Annotated in this window: 16 protein-coding genes; 10 read left to right on the forward strand and 6 right to left on the reverse strand. The window is 44.4% G+C overall.

Going from position 1 to position 16,180, the window contains the following annotated elements; translation table 11 throughout:
- The first annotated feature begins 1 nt into the window (after window position 1).
- From ACJ9PY_RS21820 to ACJ9PY_RS21840, 5 genes are all read left to right on the forward strand, one after another.
- Window positions 2-1,024 (forward strand): ABC transporter ATP-binding protein, encoded by a 1,023-nt coding sequence (locus ACJ9PY_RS21820; RefSeq protein ID WP_063575164.1) that lies wholly within the window; start codon window positions 2-4, stop codon window positions 1,022-1,024.
- Window positions 1,024-2,013, forward strand: coding sequence for an ABC transporter ATP-binding protein (locus tag ACJ9PY_RS21825; RefSeq protein WP_278089368.1), 990 nt, complete (start codon window positions 1,024-1,026; stop codon window positions 2,011-2,013). The genes ACJ9PY_RS21820 and ACJ9PY_RS21825 overlap by 1 nt, the downstream gene beginning before the upstream one ends.
- 88 nt (window positions 2,014-2,101) lie before the next feature.
- On the forward strand, window positions 2,102-2,866 hold the full coding sequence (locus ACJ9PY_RS21830; RefSeq protein ID WP_034304264.1) for a sensor histidine kinase: 765 nt from the start codon (window positions 2,102-2,104) through the stop codon (window positions 2,864-2,866).
- Entirely contained in the window at window positions 2,863-3,561 is a 699-nt protein-coding gene (locus ACJ9PY_RS21835) for an AraC family transcriptional regulator (RefSeq protein WP_268564236.1), read from the forward strand. Before ACJ9PY_RS21830 ends, ACJ9PY_RS21835 begins: the two co-directional genes overlap by 4 nt.
- Before the next feature lie 3 nt (window positions 3,562-3,564).
- Complete coding sequence (locus ACJ9PY_RS21840) at window positions 3,565-4,890, forward strand: transporter (RefSeq protein ID WP_411738992.1); 1,326 nt, start codon at window positions 3,565-3,567, stop codon at window positions 4,888-4,890.
- A gap of 59 nt (window positions 4,891-4,949) precedes the next feature.
- Here ACJ9PY_RS21840 and ACJ9PY_RS21845 read toward each other — a convergent pair whose 3' ends face one another.
- Window positions 4,950-5,537, reverse strand: coding sequence for an NAD(P)H-dependent oxidoreductase (locus tag ACJ9PY_RS21845; protein WP_264639449.1), 588 nt, complete (start codon window positions 5,535-5,537; stop codon window positions 4,950-4,952).
- Window positions 5,538-5,657: 120 nt separating this feature from the next.
- Here ACJ9PY_RS21845 and ACJ9PY_RS21850 point away from each other — a divergent pair, with 120 nt between their 5' ends.
- The gene (locus ACJ9PY_RS21850) at window positions 5,658-6,086 is read left to right on the forward strand and encodes a MarR family winged helix-turn-helix transcriptional regulator (protein ID WP_411738993.1); all 429 of its coding nucleotides are present in this window, start codon (window positions 5,658-5,660) and stop codon (window positions 6,084-6,086) included.
- A 91-nt stretch (window positions 6,087-6,177) separates the two neighbouring features.
- Here the strand turns inward: ACJ9PY_RS21850 and ACJ9PY_RS21855 are convergent, their stop codons facing one another.
- Window positions 6,178-7,635 (reverse strand): protein adenylyltransferase SelO, encoded by a 1,458-nt coding sequence (locus tag ACJ9PY_RS21855; RefSeq protein WP_411738994.1) that lies wholly within the window; start codon window positions 7,633-7,635, stop codon window positions 6,178-6,180.
- Between the two features lie 1,013 nt (window positions 7,636-8,648).
- Here ACJ9PY_RS21855 and ACJ9PY_RS21860 point away from each other — a divergent pair.
- Window positions 8,649-9,347, forward strand: coding sequence for an FHA domain-containing protein (locus ACJ9PY_RS21860; protein WP_268938455.1), 699 nt, complete (start codon window positions 8,649-8,651; stop codon window positions 9,345-9,347).
- 96 nt (window positions 9,348-9,443) lie between these two features.
- On the opposite strand, the gene ACJ9PY_RS21865 is transcribed toward ACJ9PY_RS21860, so the two are convergent.
- Entirely contained in the window at window positions 9,444-11,204 is a 1,761-nt protein-coding gene (locus ACJ9PY_RS21865; RefSeq protein ID WP_411738995.1) for a hypothetical protein, read from the reverse strand.
- A gap of 232 nt (window positions 11,205-11,436) precedes the next feature.
- On the opposite strand from ACJ9PY_RS21865, the gene ACJ9PY_RS21870 reads away from it, so the two are divergent.
- Together ACJ9PY_RS21870 and ACJ9PY_RS21875 are read left to right on the forward strand one after the other, a co-directional pair.
- Window positions 11,437-11,847, forward strand: a complete 411-nt coding sequence (locus tag ACJ9PY_RS21870; RefSeq protein ID WP_411738996.1) for a hypothetical protein — start codon at window positions 11,437-11,439, stop codon at window positions 11,845-11,847.
- Window positions 11,828-12,826 carry a hypothetical protein gene (locus ACJ9PY_RS21875; RefSeq protein WP_411738997.1) on the forward strand — a complete coding sequence of 333 codons (999 nt, stop codon included), beginning with the start codon at window positions 11,828-11,830 and terminating at the stop codon, window positions 12,824-12,826. Before ACJ9PY_RS21870 ends, ACJ9PY_RS21875 begins: the two co-directional genes overlap by 20 nt.
- A gap of 357 nt (window positions 12,827-13,183) precedes the next feature.
- Here ACJ9PY_RS21875 and ACJ9PY_RS21880 read toward each other — a convergent pair whose 3' ends face one another.
- Both ACJ9PY_RS21880 and ACJ9PY_RS21885 read right to left on the reverse strand, forming a co-directional pair.
- Window positions 13,184-14,149 (reverse strand): quinone oxidoreductase family protein, encoded by a 966-nt coding sequence (locus ACJ9PY_RS21880; protein ID WP_098187588.1) that lies wholly within the window; start codon window positions 14,147-14,149, stop codon window positions 13,184-13,186.
- 116 nt (window positions 14,150-14,265) lie between these two features.
- On the reverse strand, window positions 14,266-14,412 hold the full coding sequence (locus ACJ9PY_RS21885) for a hypothetical protein (protein WP_100298038.1): 147 nt from the start codon (window positions 14,410-14,412) through the stop codon (window positions 14,266-14,268).
- Window positions 14,413-14,571: 159 nt separating this feature from the next.
- On the opposite strand from ACJ9PY_RS21885, the gene ACJ9PY_RS21890 reads away from it, so the two are divergent.
- A complete protein-coding gene (locus ACJ9PY_RS21890; RefSeq protein WP_411738998.1) occupies window positions 14,572-15,096 on the forward strand; it encodes a GNAT family N-acetyltransferase in 525 nt (174 codons plus the stop codon).
- Between the two features lie 234 nt (window positions 15,097-15,330).
- On the opposite strand, the gene ACJ9PY_RS21895 is transcribed toward ACJ9PY_RS21890, so the two are convergent.
- Window positions 15,331-16,161 carry an STAS domain-containing protein gene (locus tag ACJ9PY_RS21895; protein ID WP_411738999.1) on the reverse strand — a complete coding sequence of 277 codons (831 nt, stop codon included), beginning with the start codon at window positions 16,159-16,161 and terminating at the stop codon, window positions 15,331-15,333.
- Between the last annotated feature and the right edge of the window lie 19 nt (window positions 16,162-16,180).

Raw genomic sequence — 16,180 nt, forward strand, 5'->3', positions numbered from 1 at the left:
GATGAATCAGGATGCTGATAAAATACTGGAGGTAAAAAATCTGCAGACCCACTTTTTCACTGATGAAGGAACGAGTAAAGCAGTCAATGGGATCAGTTTCTCCCTCAATAAAGGGGAAACGCTTGGAATCGTCGGGGAGTCGGGAAGCGGGAAAAGCATAACATCGCTCTCATTGTTAAGGCTCATTCCATCGCCACCCGGCAAGATTGCCGGCGGCAGCATCCTTTTTAAAGGGGAGGATCTGCTTACAAAGTCTGAAAAACAGATGCGGTCCATACGCGGGAATGAAATTTCGATGATTTTTCAGGAGCCGATGACGTCATTGAATCCCGTATATTCAGCGGGCGAGCAAATTGCGGAAGCGATCCGGCTCCATCAAAAGCTGGGAAAAAAGGAAGCATGGGATAAAGCCGTCGACATGCTTCGGCTCGTCGGGATCCCTTCACCTGAAAAGAGGGCAAAACAGGAGCCGCATGAGCTAAGCGGCGGAATGAGGCAAAGGGTCATGATTGCCATGGCACTTGCCTGCCACCCTGAGGTTTTAATAGCCGATGAACCTACAACAGCACTGGATGTGACGATCCAAGCCCAAATCCTCGAACTGATCAAGACGCTGCAAAAGGATTTCGGGACGGCTGTCATTTTGATTACACATGATTTGGGTGTCGTATACGAAACCTGTGATCGGGTCGCTGTCATGTACGCAGGGAAAATCGTTGAATACACCTTGGCCAAGGAAATATTCACGAACCCTAAACATCCTTACACCATTGGTTTATTGAACTCCCTTCCCCGTCTGGACATGGACCAGGAAGAACTGACCACAATTCCCGGGACCGTTCCAAGCCCTTACAACATGCCCAAGGGATGCAGCTTCGCTCCCCGCTGTGCACATGCGAAGAGCATTTGTGAACAAGCCGTACCGGATCTCCAGGCCATCGGCCCAAGCACGGAGGTCAGCTGCTGGATGTTCACCCCCCAATGGGAGAAGGCATATGAAGCTCAAGAGAAGGTGGGGATTTAATGATGGGTGTACAAGCTGCAGAGAAAAAGGTTCTGCTTAAAGTGGATCAATTGAAGCAATATTTTCCGATCAAGGGTGGATTTTTCGGAAGGACCATCAATCATGTAAAAGCCGTTGATGACATTACCTTCGATATCAAACAGGGTGAAACCTTAAGCATCGTCGGCGAATCCGGCTGCGGGAAATCGACTACCGGAAGGGCCATCCTTCGATTGGATGAACCGACGAGCGGGAGCATTCACTTTCAGGATAGGGATTTACTGAGTTTAGGCAAAAAAGAAATGCGGCGTACCAGGAAGGATCTGCAGGTTATTTTTCAAGACCCCTTTGCCTCCCTCAACCCAAGACAGACGATCGGCAAAATTCTCGGGGAAGCTTTGGCGATTCAAAATGTAGTCCCTAAAGAAAACCGGAAGAGCCGGATTGAAGAATTATTGGGACATGTCGGGCTGAGACCTGAATCCATGGAAAGATACCCGCATGAATTCAGCGGCGGCCAGAGACAGCGGATCGGGATTGCGCGGGCTCTGGCCGTGGACCCCAAATTGATCATATGTGACGAAGCTGTATCTGCACTGGATGTCTCCATTCAAGCGCAAGTGCTGAATTTATTAAAATCCTTGCAGCGCCAATTCGACCTTACCTTTCTTTTCATTTCGCATGATTTAGGTGTGGTCAGACATATCTCGGATCGGGTCATGGTCATGTATCTCGGAAAAATAGTCGAAATAGCCGATAAAAAGTCCATTTTCGAACAGCCGCAGCATCCATATACAAGGGCATTGCTATCGGCCATCCCAGTACCGAATCCTGTACATGAAAGGGAACGGATCCTATTGACGGGTGATGTCCCGTCACCCATCGACCCGCCAAACGGCTGCCGCTTCCATACACGGTGCCCGTTTGTACAGGATATCTGCAAAACACAGCTGCCCGAACTGAAACGATCGGCACAAAACCATCAAGTGGCTTGTCACATTGTGTCTTAAGCTGTAGATTTCCGGAGGGGTCTTTAGTATGATACTAATAAACAGAATCATTCAAGTTATTTAAAAATATAACAAGCAGAGGTTCTCCATGCTAAGTTACGAGGGATTCACGTTAATTATCATGCTCTTCATTTTAGCTCCCATCATGGGAGCTATCGCTCTTTTATTTCTATTCATATTCGAGAAAAGGATCGATCTTCTTGAAAATAAAAACAAGGAGATCCGCCTGGAGCAAGCACTGCAAGAAGCACAATATAATAAATTGAACCAGCAGATCCAGCCGCACTTCTTGTTTAATACACTGAATGTCATTCTGGGCTTGGCCCGCCTGAACAGGACGGCAGAATTGATACGGGCCTTAGAGGCTTTTTCGCAATTCCTGAAATTCAAGTATAAAGCATCGGAACCATTGATCCCCCTTTCTCAGGAAATCCAGTATACCCAGCATTATCTCGACATCCAGACCCTTCGCTTCGGTGATCGGCTCAAGATTGATATGGAGTGCCCGGAACCGTTATCAACCGCACTGGTCCCCCCTTTCATTCTCCAGACCTTGGTGGAGAATTCATTTAAACACGGGTTGGAAAAAAAAGTGGGTGAAGCCCTGCTGCATATCCGGTTCTATCTGGAATCGCAGATGGTGTATCTGGAAGTGGCGGACAATGGATTGATGGGAAATGAATCTTCCGTTACGGACGATGGCGGCCATGGCCTCGATAATATCCAAAAACGTTTATATTTGTATTTCAATGACCGTGCACAATTGCATATAGCTTCCAATGAATCGGGAACAAAGGTAGAGGTATCATGGCCGCTGGTTTTTGATAGGAAAATGGAGGAGGCGGAGGAATGAATGTATTATTAGTTGATGACGAACCATTGGTCCTTGAACAAATGGAATATATGATTCAGTCCATATACCCTTTTTGGAAATTTCACAAAGCTGCTGATGCTTGTCAGGCACTGACCCTCAACCAAAATCATAAAATCAACCTCGCTTTCCTGGATATTAATCTGCCGGGGAGATCGGGTCTTGAATTTGGTGAAGACCTAAGGGCGCTGAACAAAGAAGTCGAAATCATCATGGTGACCGCGCATCAAAGTTTCGATTATGCCCAGCAATCCATCAGGATAGGCGTGGTTGATTATTTAACGAAACCTGTAATAGAAAGCGATTTGCATAAAGTCCTTGCCAAGTATGACAAAAGGGAATCTTCCCATAACTATTCAACACTTATTCACCATTCGCTTTCATTCATTCATGAAAACTATGCCGAAAAACTCTCCCTTTCGGACATCGCCCGTGAAGTGCATACCAATCCGACTTATTTAAGCAGGAAATTCCATGAAGAAGTCGGCACTTCGTTTTCGGAATATTTAATCCATTATAGAATAAAGGCCGCAAAAAGGGCCTTGACCAATAACACCAGCTGGAGCATATCAGACGTCGCTGAAAAATCGGGTTTCAATAGCCAGCATTATTTCAGCACTTTATTCCGGAAGATAGAGGGAATCACGCCCAAGGAGTTCCGCGAGAAAGGAAAATGAACATTGCGATCACGTACATTTCAAGAATACGTACAAGGCCCCATTCAAATCGGGATGGGCTTGGGGATCATCTCCCTCCTGGCACGCTGGGTGACAGGCACCACAATATTATCCTCCCCTGAATCGATGGTGAAGTATGGAGTTTTCGGGGGAATCGGATACGCCCTGATGGGAGCGATCGCCCTGTTCATGTTCAGCTTCATCGGGAAGAGGGTCCGGCAGGATTTCCCCGAGGGCTTGACCATCGGGGACTATTTAAAAGCCCGGCTCCATCCCCTCGGATATTGGATATTGATCGTGATCCTGGTCATAACCAGCTTACACATTTTATTCATTCAGGGAATGGCCGCGTCCACCCTATGTCAGTTTCTTTTCGATACGCCCCTCTATGTCGGGCTGTTCTTTTTTTTCGCCTTCTGTGTCCTTTATGCTGGATTGGGCGGGTTAAAGCTCATTCATGGATTCGCCGCTTTTCAGGTCATATCCATGTTTGCCGCAGTTATCTTGATTCCTTTATACTTTTTCGTCAAGGAAGGGATTCAGCCTGTTTATGATGGGATTCGTTTATACCATCCATACATGCTCGTAATCAATAAGTATGATCTATGGAGTTTTCTTTTTGCAGGACTTCTTGTCGGGTTCGGCCAGTTTTTCTTTGACCTGACTTCGTGGCAGCGATTATTCATGATAGAAATGAAAAAGGTTCGATTGACATTCTCTTTATCCGGCCTTATATGGATCATATTCCCGCTCTCCTTTTCATCCCTGTTCATCATGGTAATCTTTACGGGCGGCTTCACTGATATACACTCGATTCTGGCTGGATTGGCAAATAAAATAACGACACCATTCTTTTTCATCCTTTTTGTGCTCTGCGCCATCAGTGCAATCACCTCAACATTCGGTGCCTGCCTGCATTCATTGGTAAGCCTGATCGTAGCCAATATACTTGAACCATTACAAACAGAAAAAAGCGACCAGCAAAAAATAAGGATGGCCTGCCTGCTTTCGATCTGTATTGGAGGATTGGTTTTCGTTGCTACACTCTTCTATTCCCCAAACCTATTGGAGCTCTTATTTTATTCAGGCAATATATATTCAGCATTGCTGGCTCCAATCCTGGTTATCGTATTCAGTAAAGGAAAAGTCGCTGATTACATACCGATAAGCGCGGTCCTGGCGATTGTGGCTTCATACATCATCCAGCCTCATGTAAGTGAATTCCAAAGCATATGGTTCAGCGGATTGGCTTCATTGACGATCCTGTTGATTTGTACGATCCTAACCCTCATCAAGAACAAATGGAGGATCGTGAAAACAAAACCATGAATACGGCCACCCCCCATTCATTATGCATGAATGGGGTTCTTCTTTAATCTCGTAAAAACTTAGCTAGCCACCTTCCTGAAATACCGATAAACCTTTTCTAGCTTTTGCGTTTGTTTCCCCTTTGGGCTTTCCATATTACCGAATTCGAAAAACTTCACTTTCTTGATCCCGACAAAATTGAATAGTGCTCTTTTCATCAATATTTTATGCGCATCATTCAACCAGAGAAGCGGATACTTTGCAGGTCCCTTCATCGTGGACACACATACGACCGACTTTCCTTTCAGAAGGCCTTCCGGGAACAAGCCCTTTTTATCCCTGTAGGCAAAATTCGCAGAAAATAATTGATCGATGTATCCCATCAGCATGGCCGGTGGCCTCCCCCACCAGATCGGATAGACAAAGACAATCTTGTCGGCCCAAATAATTTGATTTCTATATTTTTCAAACTGAGGATCACGATACATATCACGCCTTCGTTTATGCTCATTGAACTCCAAGAGCGGATTGAAGCCCTCTTCATATAAATCCAAGACCTGCAGCCCCTTTATGTTCGGGTTCTCCTTACTTCCTTTGACGACTTTTTCTAAAAAAGCATGGCTTAGGCTTTTATGATTTGGATATGTGTAGATGACCAGCATGTTCATGACGTACCCCCTATTTACTTATCATTTGATAACAATCATATAACACCATCTTTTTTATTGTCAAATGATAATTGTATTTTGATAATATTTTTGATATCTTCTCAGTAAGAGGTGAAAGTTATGGACAAAAAAGCTCTTTTTGAAAAAATGGTCACATTTACAACTTCCGTACATCAAGTGACACATGAATTGACACAAAACGCCAAATCCGATTCCATCACGCCGGTACAATATAAAATTCTTGAATATATAACCGTCAGTCAGCCTGTCACACCAAGTGAAATCAGTGACTGTCATCATATCTCCATGCCTAACACGAGCCGTGAACTGAAAAAATTAAGCGAAAAGAATTTAATTGAAAAAATAAGTGATTCGGAAGATAGACGGAAACAATACATCCGACTCTCCAAAGAAGGGGAAATGATGATGAAAGAGGCTTTTGCAATCGTGGAATCCCGTTTTCAAAGCCGGCTGCAACATGCATCAAAGGAAGATTTAGCGGAGATTGACCGTGCCATGGACATTCTTCAAACAAAACTTTTTTACTGATGAACACAAAAAGGGCCCCCGCAATTGAAGTTGACGAAGAATCGTCTTCAATCGCGGGAGCTCTTACATTATCTCCATGCATGTTTTATGATCAGGTACCGCAAAAAGTCCGGTAAGGTTTTGTTGACTCAGGCAGTGCGGCGTATTCTGCCTGTTTTTCGCAGTGTGCATAAGGATTTGCAAGAACATCCAACAGCCGTTCCATCACGCTGTAGTCCTCTTGTTCCACTGCCGCCTCCAACGCCTCTTCCACCCGGTGGTTCCGCGGAATCACTGCAGGATTGCTGTTCTGCATCAACTGATTCGAAGACTCTTTCGATTCCTTCTGCCTCCCTAGTCTCGCCTGCCAAAGCTCCTGCCACTGGGCGAATTCCGGTGTCCCGAAAAGGACCGTATCCTCCATTTTATCAAAGGTCAGAGCACGAAAAATATTAGTATAGTCGGCACCATGCTTCTTCATCATACTGAGGATGCCATTAACAAGGGCCTCATCCTGAGTCTCTTCGTTGAATATCCCCAGTTTCGCCCTCATTCCCGCTAACCAATTGGAGTGATACAGATCATTAAAAACGGAAATCTTTTCTTGGGCCAGTGTAACGGCCTGATTCTCGTCATCATGCAACAGCGGCAATAGGGATTCAGCGAACCGTGCAAGATTCCAACCCCCAATTACCGGCTGGTTACCATAGGCATAGCGCCCTTGCCTATCAATTGAACTGAATACGGTTGCAGGGTCATAGGCATCCATGAAGGCGCAAGGGCCATAATCGATGGTTTCCCCGCTGATCGTCATGTTGTCGGTGTTCATCACTCCATGAATGAAGCCGACCAGCTGCCATCGGGCAATGAGCTCAGCCTGACGCTTGACCACTTCCTGCAGCAGCGAAAGATAACGGCTTTCATCTGCTTCAATGTCTGGAAAATGACGCTCAATGGCATAATCGGCAAGTGTCCGTAGTTCCTCGATCGTGCCCCATTTTGCAGCGAATTGAAAAGTTCCGACACGAAGATGACTCGAAGCTACACGGGTCATGATGGCACCGGGCAGCCCTGTTTCACGGATCACCGTTTCACCGGTCGTCACCACTGCCAGACTTCGGGTGGTAGGAATGCCGAGCCCGTGCATCGCCTCGCTGATGATGTATTCGCGCAGCATCGGTCCAAGTGCAGCCCGGCCATCGCCCCCGCGGGAATATGGCGTTCTTCCTGGACCCTTCAGCTGGATATCGACCCTCCCGCCTTCTGGCAACACCTGCTCGCCAAGCAATATCGCCCGGCCGTCCCCTAACATGTTAAAATGACCGAATTGATGCCCAGCATATGCTTGGGCAAGAGGCGAAGCACCTTGCGGGATCTCGTTTCCGGCAAACACCGCCACACCATCTTCACTTTGCAGAGACTTCACGTCCAAACCAAGAGAATCCGCCAAACCCTCATTGAGAATGATCAACTCCGGTGAACGTACAGGAGTCGGGTTCGTGCTCGTGAAAAACTTTTCCGGTAGACGTGCATAGCTATTGTCTAAATTCCATCCTGTTTCATTAGTCATGGTTTCTCCTTTTCTTATTTTGACTTTTTTATAAAAGATATTTCGCTCAAGATTCAGTTAAAACACGCGATAAAACTAAGTTGCAGTCCATTTTTTAATGTCTGCTTCTAACAATTAATTATACCTTTTTTGCATAAAAATGGCTCTTTTAAAGTCGTGTTAAATCCATAACCTCCCGGGATTTGATAAACCGATTGCGGTTCCTTAGAATGAAAAAAAGCAGGTACCCTTAATGGGTTCCTGCTTCAGACTGTAGACAAACCCGATGAAAATCATTCCACCCGAGGCACTCGCTTTACTCCTGCGGGGCCTTCCCTAGACGCGCTTATCCCGCAGAAGTCTCGCGCCTTCCGTTCCAATCAATTTTGTTCCATTTGCCTATAAACTCAAGTACGCACCCTTTAGGTCCCTGCTTCTTTTCCTAAGATGCCAATAGTTAATTCCATTATGAAACATTATGCATCAAACAAGCCTGCCATTGATTCGGCAGGCTTGTTTCTTCTCTTCTTATTGGTACCATCCTCCACCCATTCAAGGATATGCTTAATTCAGTAAAGTCAGGCTGATAAAGGCAATGCCAAATATACAGTACAGAATGAGGGTAAAGGGCTGGGGAAAAATAATATATACGATCATACTGATGATCATCAGCAGGATGCTGAAGGCATTTATCCTATCTCTCCACATACTCACCTTTGGTCAACTCCTTTTCCACAAGCGTAAGGTACATTTTCATCGCAAACTTCTTCCGGTGCTGCCTGGCCGGCTTTGAGGAACCACTTCTCCCACAGTCAAAGCGAACATCAGCAAAAATAGAGTTTCTTCTTCATCCTTCGTTCCTCTTTGTTATAATGGCTGTGTGCCTAATTTGGATTTTTTTCATTTTTCGTTAGTAAGTAAGCGACTGATAATTTATAATTATAAAATTGAACCCACTAAACAGCCATGTAGCCAAAATGATAAATTCATGAAAATAATTTAAATTTTCAGATTTTTTAAGGGGTATGAAGTGAATGATCTATAAAACTTTCAAGGTTGTATTGAGGACCATGCACAAAGGCCAAACCGAGGAATTCGCCTATGTATATGAAGGGAAAAGCCTGCTGATCGGCCGGGCAAGCCAGCACTCCAAAGCTGATTTCAGGCTTTACAATGACTTTGTTTCCAGGGAACATTGCCGGATTTATATGGAGGAAGGGCAGCTCCTCATTGAGGATTTGGCAAGCAAACACGGCACCTCCGTGAACCAGATGCCGCTCGTACCGGGCAATCCCTGTCACATTGAACCGGGGGATTCGATTACGTTGGTCAATGGATTGATTGAATTCATAATCTCCATCGACAACGATTTAACAATGGATTTCACGCCGGTGAACCCCGCCGAATTCCTGCAAACCGTCGCTATCAATGAGCACCTTCAGACCGTGATCATCAATGAAGAAGCACCCATTAAAATGCCGACCAAGGAATTCAATTGCTTTAAGCTGCTATATGAAAATTTGGACAACCTTATTTCAAAGGAAGAAATTGTCCAGCAAGTCTGGCCAGAGCGAGTCGGGGATCCCGAGCAAATTGTGACGGCAGAGGAAATCGCTTCACTGCTGTACCGCGTCCGGAAACGATTAAATGGGCACTTTGCAATAAAGGCCGTCATTCAAAAGGGATATTATATGGAATCCATCCATTCATTCAATTTATCGGACTTATCATGACAATCATTCGAAAACATGAAAAAAGCATTGTGGATAACAATGCTTTTTTTCATGCTTATATTGGATATGGAAAGTGTATATGTCCACGGTCCATTATCATTTCTTTGGCAAATCCAGATTAGTGAATTCATCGACTGGAACGATGTCTTCTTCCATATCCATCACCTTCAGCACAACCCGGTCTCCTACATTAGTCAACACAACATCAGATAGCGCATTGACACCTGGGTCCACCGAGAACCTCTTGGCATTGCCTTCGACGATTAAATGGAATACGTATCCATTCGAGAGATTGGCATCATTGATCCTCATTACCTTCCCCTTTATTTCTTTCATCTCAAATCCTTTTTGAGGCGTCACACCGCTTACTTTCCCTAAAGAGGCAATCAGTTTTTTATAATTGCGGAAAGCTTCGTCTTTCGTTTTCCCAAAGACCACTTGGGGATTATCGCTATTGGCATAAACGATCGCCACACCTTGGAACTTGCTGCCCTTTGTAACCGGAATCACATATGTGGGAGCACCGTAGATCGTATAGAAAATTCCATTAGTGGCTTTCCAGCCTGGATATTTGGACAAAAACTCACTCGCATTCGCGTTGGATTTTGCTTCCTTTCCGGTCAGAACGGACGTGACGCCTTTGTAGTACGTCATTTCACCGGTTTTGGCATTGAAAACACCATAACCTACAAGGGTTTTGGAGTTGCCTTTTGATTTAGCCCGGGTAAAGTCCACTACATAAATCAATTCGCCTTTTTCGTTAAACGTAACCTGCATATTATCCTCATTAGGAATCAGGACATCTTTCTTCGGCCCAATCAGGGACTGGTTTTTCCACCCGTGAATATATTTTCCCCAGTAAGTCCAATATTCCAGGGCTGTTTCCAATGTGAATGTCCGATCTACCCATTTAGGTTCTTTTCCTTTTGGATAGTATTTCGTGTCCCCCGTTTCCGGATTCACCAATACCACCCCGTCCACCACGGGACCGCTGCGGTATTTCAAATAATGTCCGACTGAAGCTACGAAGAAGGGCTTTCCATCTTCATTCGGTTCCAAATATGAATCATGGATGATTTTATTCGGATATGCCTTGCGGATGGTCCTTTCCAAATCATGATCAAGGTACTGTGAGGGAGCATACAGCATCTTCCCTTTGACAGTACTTGCCCCTTTATCCGTCGATACGGCGGAAATCAGATTATAACCTGGCGTGTATTCCGCTTTCCCGGCTTTTAAAAAACCGTCCATTTCAATGGGTGATGTATAAGCCAATTCATCATTGATATTGGTCAGACGGTATTCGCCTTCAGTGAAATATGATGCATTTTCTATTTTATTAATCGCCGCATCGCCTTTTGCGTCAGCCATTTTCACTGTAACGAGCGGCATGGTTTTTATATCTTGAACTTCTTCCAGCTCTTTTTTCTTATTGACCTTCGCCAATCCATGCAGATCTGCGGCAAAAGTGAGCGGGTAGAACAGCATGATGACCCATGCGGCAATCAACACGACACCCATCAAACTGTTGAAATGTACGTTCCAAGGTGTTTTTGGCTGCTTTGCCGCTTCATTTCCCCTCCGATTCCGTCGGGTGCTTGAAGATTCAGTGGCCCTGTACATATACATGCTTGAATCGATGATGAGAATGAGCCCGAGAATAATGGCAAAACACGAAAAGAATGCAGCGGCAGTAAGATCCAGCAGCATGATATCGATAACGAAAAACAATATCGCAGCAGAAACTAAAAGTCTCAGCACTTGTTCTATGAAAAAAGGTATATCTTTTTTGGTGATGGCATTCGTCCATCTCTGCGGAATCAAGGAAAGTCCCAATATGGCAAATGGTATTTTCATTAAAATTCCTTTTAAGATGAAACCGAGTAGTGAAAGTATCATGGTTTGAAAAATCTCTCCTTGTCATGTATGTTCCTATTTACCCATTTTACCACTTTTGTGCAACTAATTTACTATTTTTTAAATCTAGCGAAATTACGTCAAAACTATTTGCTCCACCGATGCTACTTTTTCCGATTCAATGTTTATATAGACTCTAGAAAAGAATCGATGCCAAAGGGGGCGAAGCCTTATGATTTATGAAGAAACATACCGATACTTATTAAGAAATGTATCCTCCACTGAATTCGATACGTGTTTGTACGCCTTGCTCCACAGTGATTGGGATGGGGTCATTCAGAGCCCGCTTCATATGATGGCCCGGGGAGTCGGAACGACAGAAAAGTACTTAAGGCAGATCATCCATAAATTCACCGCACCACAAGGATCACTAAAAAAAGTGTTTGTGCCTGTTTATCTAGGTGAAGATGTTTTGTACAAGTTTAACCTTGGTCCTGCAAGTAATCTAGGCTATAACAGGAAGACGGACCGTTATTGCAAAAAGTACCGTTTCTTTTATAGTGCTGCTTTCAAAGCCCTAACGATTCATGGAAAAAGGCTGCTGCTTATGGGTGCCTTCCCGAATGTCCGTTTTGAAGTCTGAAGAAGTACTGTTCGATTATGATGAAATCGTTCCTGATTCCCGCTCGCCATTCACAAGGCAGCGCTTATTGGATGCAGTCGCTGCAATCCATGACGCTTTAGGCCATATCGTAAAGATTTCTTTTGCGAGCAGGGCTTTTTCAAAAAAAGAAATTCTGGTATTCACCTTTACCGAAGGCGTCTTGGATGAGTATAAGGAAAATAGGGCGGAACGGACATTGTTGCGGAGAACGATTTTTAACTCTGGCTACCTTGGGCATATCAATGATTCTGTATGCAGGGAATTGGAACGGGTCGGCAAATATATTTTCCGTTCATTTCTGCAAGAAGCGACGAACATCTCCCATGATATCCAAAAGGAACTGCAGAAGTTAGCCCGTTTCATCTATTCTCATTCCCTTAAGAAATTTGGCCAGGCCCTACCTGCCAATAAGCAGTTGCTTCTAGCCCCAAAACAAGCCTCTGCTTATTTAAGCAAAATCATGTACAATGAAGCATTGGAACAGATGGTCAAGTATGCCCACCAGGCAGAATCCATCAAAAGCCTGCTTGAACGCGACCATTTTCATAGAAACATCTCCGAGAAAGCTCTCCGCCGGGAAGTGAATGATTTGGAAATGGCTGAACATATCGAGCCCATTCTCCGTAAATACCATCAAGCGGACTTCATCCGCCATGTGCTGAACGACTGGTGCGAAACATGGCTCATTTCCCGTGTAAAGACAGTGACAGATGAATTCCGGGCGGAGGGAAAAGGGAAAAATACCGAAGATAAACAGGTCGCGGCCGAATATATGGCCCGCATTAGAAACGATACATATGGCCAGTTGGACAGGCTTCTGACCTTGCTTCTCCAATTCGGCAATCATGCAGTGGCCCCGGACGTCCGGAACTTCCCACTCACAAAGAAAAAGGAAACCCTCCAATCCTATTTCGCGATCCAAAAGGAGCGTCTCGATGTTCTCTCCATTTCGTCTTAAAATAGTATGTTTTCCAAGAGAACGGATCCGTTCTCTTTTTTTTGCTTGTAACAAATGCCGACTGTGAATTGCAGAATGACGATTGTGGTTTGGTGATTGGCGCACTGTGGATTTCTCCTCTGGACTCGTGTATTGCATATGGCTTTTGTGGATAAGGGGACTTGGGAAGCAAGTTGTTTTGACGGCAGGCCATAACACTTGTAATGGCAGGGGCATTTATTATGGAGTTATTCCAAGGGTCTAAGTATGGGTTTATATAAAGGAACTGAAAAAGGTTTTAATCATCAGTATGAATAAGGGGTTGAATCTCGGCAGACAAACAGGCCCCCATTTAGAATGGAAAGCCCTCATGATTTGTTATGGTATTAATAATAGTTTCCCCGAACTTTTCCTGCTTTCAAGAAGTCGATGTGCATCCGCCCCATTTTCTAACGAAAAAAGAGTCGGTTCTTTGATGTGGATTTCCCCTGACAGAATCCATTGGAACAGCTCTGCTGTTCTTCTTGTCCGTTCTTCATGGGTAGTCAGGACGTTCCAAAGGTCTCCGCCTATTAATGCCTTGGATGTATCCATTAACATCCTGGGATCGATTTTCTCGGGATCACCGCCTGCCATCCCAAAGAATACGACAGCTCCTCCAGTCTTGGTCGCACGGAAACTATCCATCAAAGTTTGGCCCACTGATTCATAAACGACATCAACGCCTTTACCGCCGGTAACATCCTTAATGGACTCCACCCAGTCCGATCCGTAAAGGAAAACATGATCCGCACCCATTTGTTTGGCAACAGCCGCTTTATCATTTGATGAGGTCAACCCAATGACCTGACCGCCCTTCATCTTGATCATCTGTGTCAGTAATTGACCGACTCCGCCTGCAGCGGCATGGACCAGAATGGTTTCCCCTTCTTTAACTCGATGGCTGTCATGCGTTAAATATTGGGCAGTCAATCCTTGAAGTAAAACGGAAGCGGCCGTTTCGAAGGTAATGCCCTCAGGCAGAGGCAACAGCTTATCAGCTGGAACTGAAACCAGCTCCGCATTGGCATGGGGAACATCAGCGAACCCGACACGATCTCCTGCTTTCACATGATGGACATCTTCCCCGGCATATTCGATGACCCCTGCCCCTTCATACCCTAGAATGAATGGGGGATCACCCACCAAATGATAATTCCCTTTTCTTCTATATACATCAGCAAAATTCAATCCAATTGCTTTCATTCGAACGATCACGGCTGATTTTGAACGTTCAGGTTCTGCAATTTCCCTTACAGACAGAACTTCCGGCCCGCCGAAATCATCAAAGACAAGTGCTTTCATCATCCTAACTCCCTTCAATGTATCTTCATTCTTTAAGATATAGGATGGACCCTTCGATGGCAAGAAACACAAAAGACCGCCCAGCCATTAAAGGCAGGAGCGGTCACTACGTTTACTCAATCTGTATTGGAACCAGGACCGTTCTTTCGTTTATTTGCAGAATATTCCTTACCGTGTGCTTCATGTTCTGCAATGATATCCGCTTTCGGTATATGGTTATTCTTTTTTGGTGAAGCGATGCGGTTGCGATGTTTTTTTCCCATGATCTATCTCCCCTTTATCCAATGTTTTTTTAAAATTGAACTAATGTTAGCTTGTCCGATTACCACCGATAATACCGGCAAAATAAGCACTTCATAATAAAGGAAAAACCTTTATCGAGACCGAATAGATAGAAAACTGATTTATGAGGAGGAAAAAAAATGTTTCCTGTATTGAACACAGAAAGGTTACGCTTACGGGAAATTCGTGAAAGTGATGCGGAAGCTCTTTTCCAATGCTTATCAAAAGATGAAGTCACCCGCTTTTATGGACAGGATTCATTGGAAAATGTCGAACAAGCCAAGGATATTGTAGCAGCCTTTGCGAAAAACTATCATGAAAAACGAGCCGTTCGATGGGGAATTGAAAGAAAAGATACACGGGAATTGATTGGCACCATCGGTTTTCATGCCCACAGTCCCAAATACAGGCGGGCGGAAATCGGTTATGAAATCCATCCAGCACATTGGCGTAAAGGATTTGCGTCAGAAGCGCTTAAGGAAGCTATCGCCTACGGTTTCAACGACCTTGATTTAACCCGTATCGGCGCGGTCGTTTTTTTGGAAAATCAACCATCAAGTGAGCTCTTGCTTAAGCTGGGTTTCATCCAGGAAGGAGTATTAAGGAGTTATATGTACCAAAACGGGATCCCTCATGATACATATGTCTATTCCTTGCTGAAGTGAAGCCAACTTCTTTGGAAGGTTGCACCTGAAGAAATTCGCGACACTCCTGCCTATAATAGTCAGTCGGCGGAAAGGGGGCGAATTTCCGGTACCAAGATTCGGTTCTGTCCGGAGCATCCTTCCCCCATTCCATTTACTTATTTTGGTAGAATAAAATCGCAAATAATCTTCCTTAATATTCCAAATTACCTACAAAAAAAAGTCACCAAAACATGGCGACTCCCACTTCACGATTTAGGTGACTACAAGATAGTCCTTCAAGGCCTGCTGCAGCGTACCCTTTGTTTCTGCTTTATTATCGAGCTGAATCCCTGAACGGATCATTTTCGTAACAACCTCTGGGCGTAATCCAGTCACCACAGCTTTACACCCCATCATTGCCGTTCCATCAAGGATTTTCATCAAATCAGTGATCATTTCAACTTCGATTTCGATGATACCAGACAAATCCAAGATCAAGGTTTGTATCCGAAGTTTACCTATCTCCATCAATACCTTCTCTTCGATTATCTGTATCCGTGAATAATCGATTGTCCCAATTAACGGAAGGACACAGGTGGTGGAAGTGATGGGAATGATCGGGACGGATAGATTTTCCACCAAGTTTTGCTGAGCGAGAATCAATTTGTCTTTGTAATCGGAGTAACTGACGAAAAAGGATTTAAGAAATTCATCAACCTTTTCATTCACTATTTTTTCTAAATCAAAAAAGACCTTGGAATCCTCAATAAACGCTTTCTTTTCTTGTTCGAACTTATAAAAAAAGGTCCAAAGCGTTCTGCGGAGGGCCTGAATCCATTCCAGCTTGAATGAAAGCGTCAAGGAGTGGGTTGCCCACGTAACTCCCTCTTGTTCGGCAAAGGCAATCAAATCCGTTTCATTCTGCTCCACTATATAACGGACGAGCTTATGTGCATTATTCAAAAGGTCGACATTTCCAATCAGAAGGATTTCTTCGATTTTATCCCTGACATTGACCGCTGCTGATAAAAGATATTCTTCAAACTCACTTTTATTCTGCAAAAGGAATTCCATTATTTTATCTTCATCATAAACAAAACTCACTCTTCTCCACTCCCTTTTT

The sequence above is a fragment of the Peribacillus sp. S4 genome (genome assembly GCF_046715815.1).
In the GTDB taxonomy this organism is placed as follows: Bacteria; Bacillota; Bacilli; order Bacillales; family DSM-1321; genus Peribacillus; species Peribacillus frigoritolerans.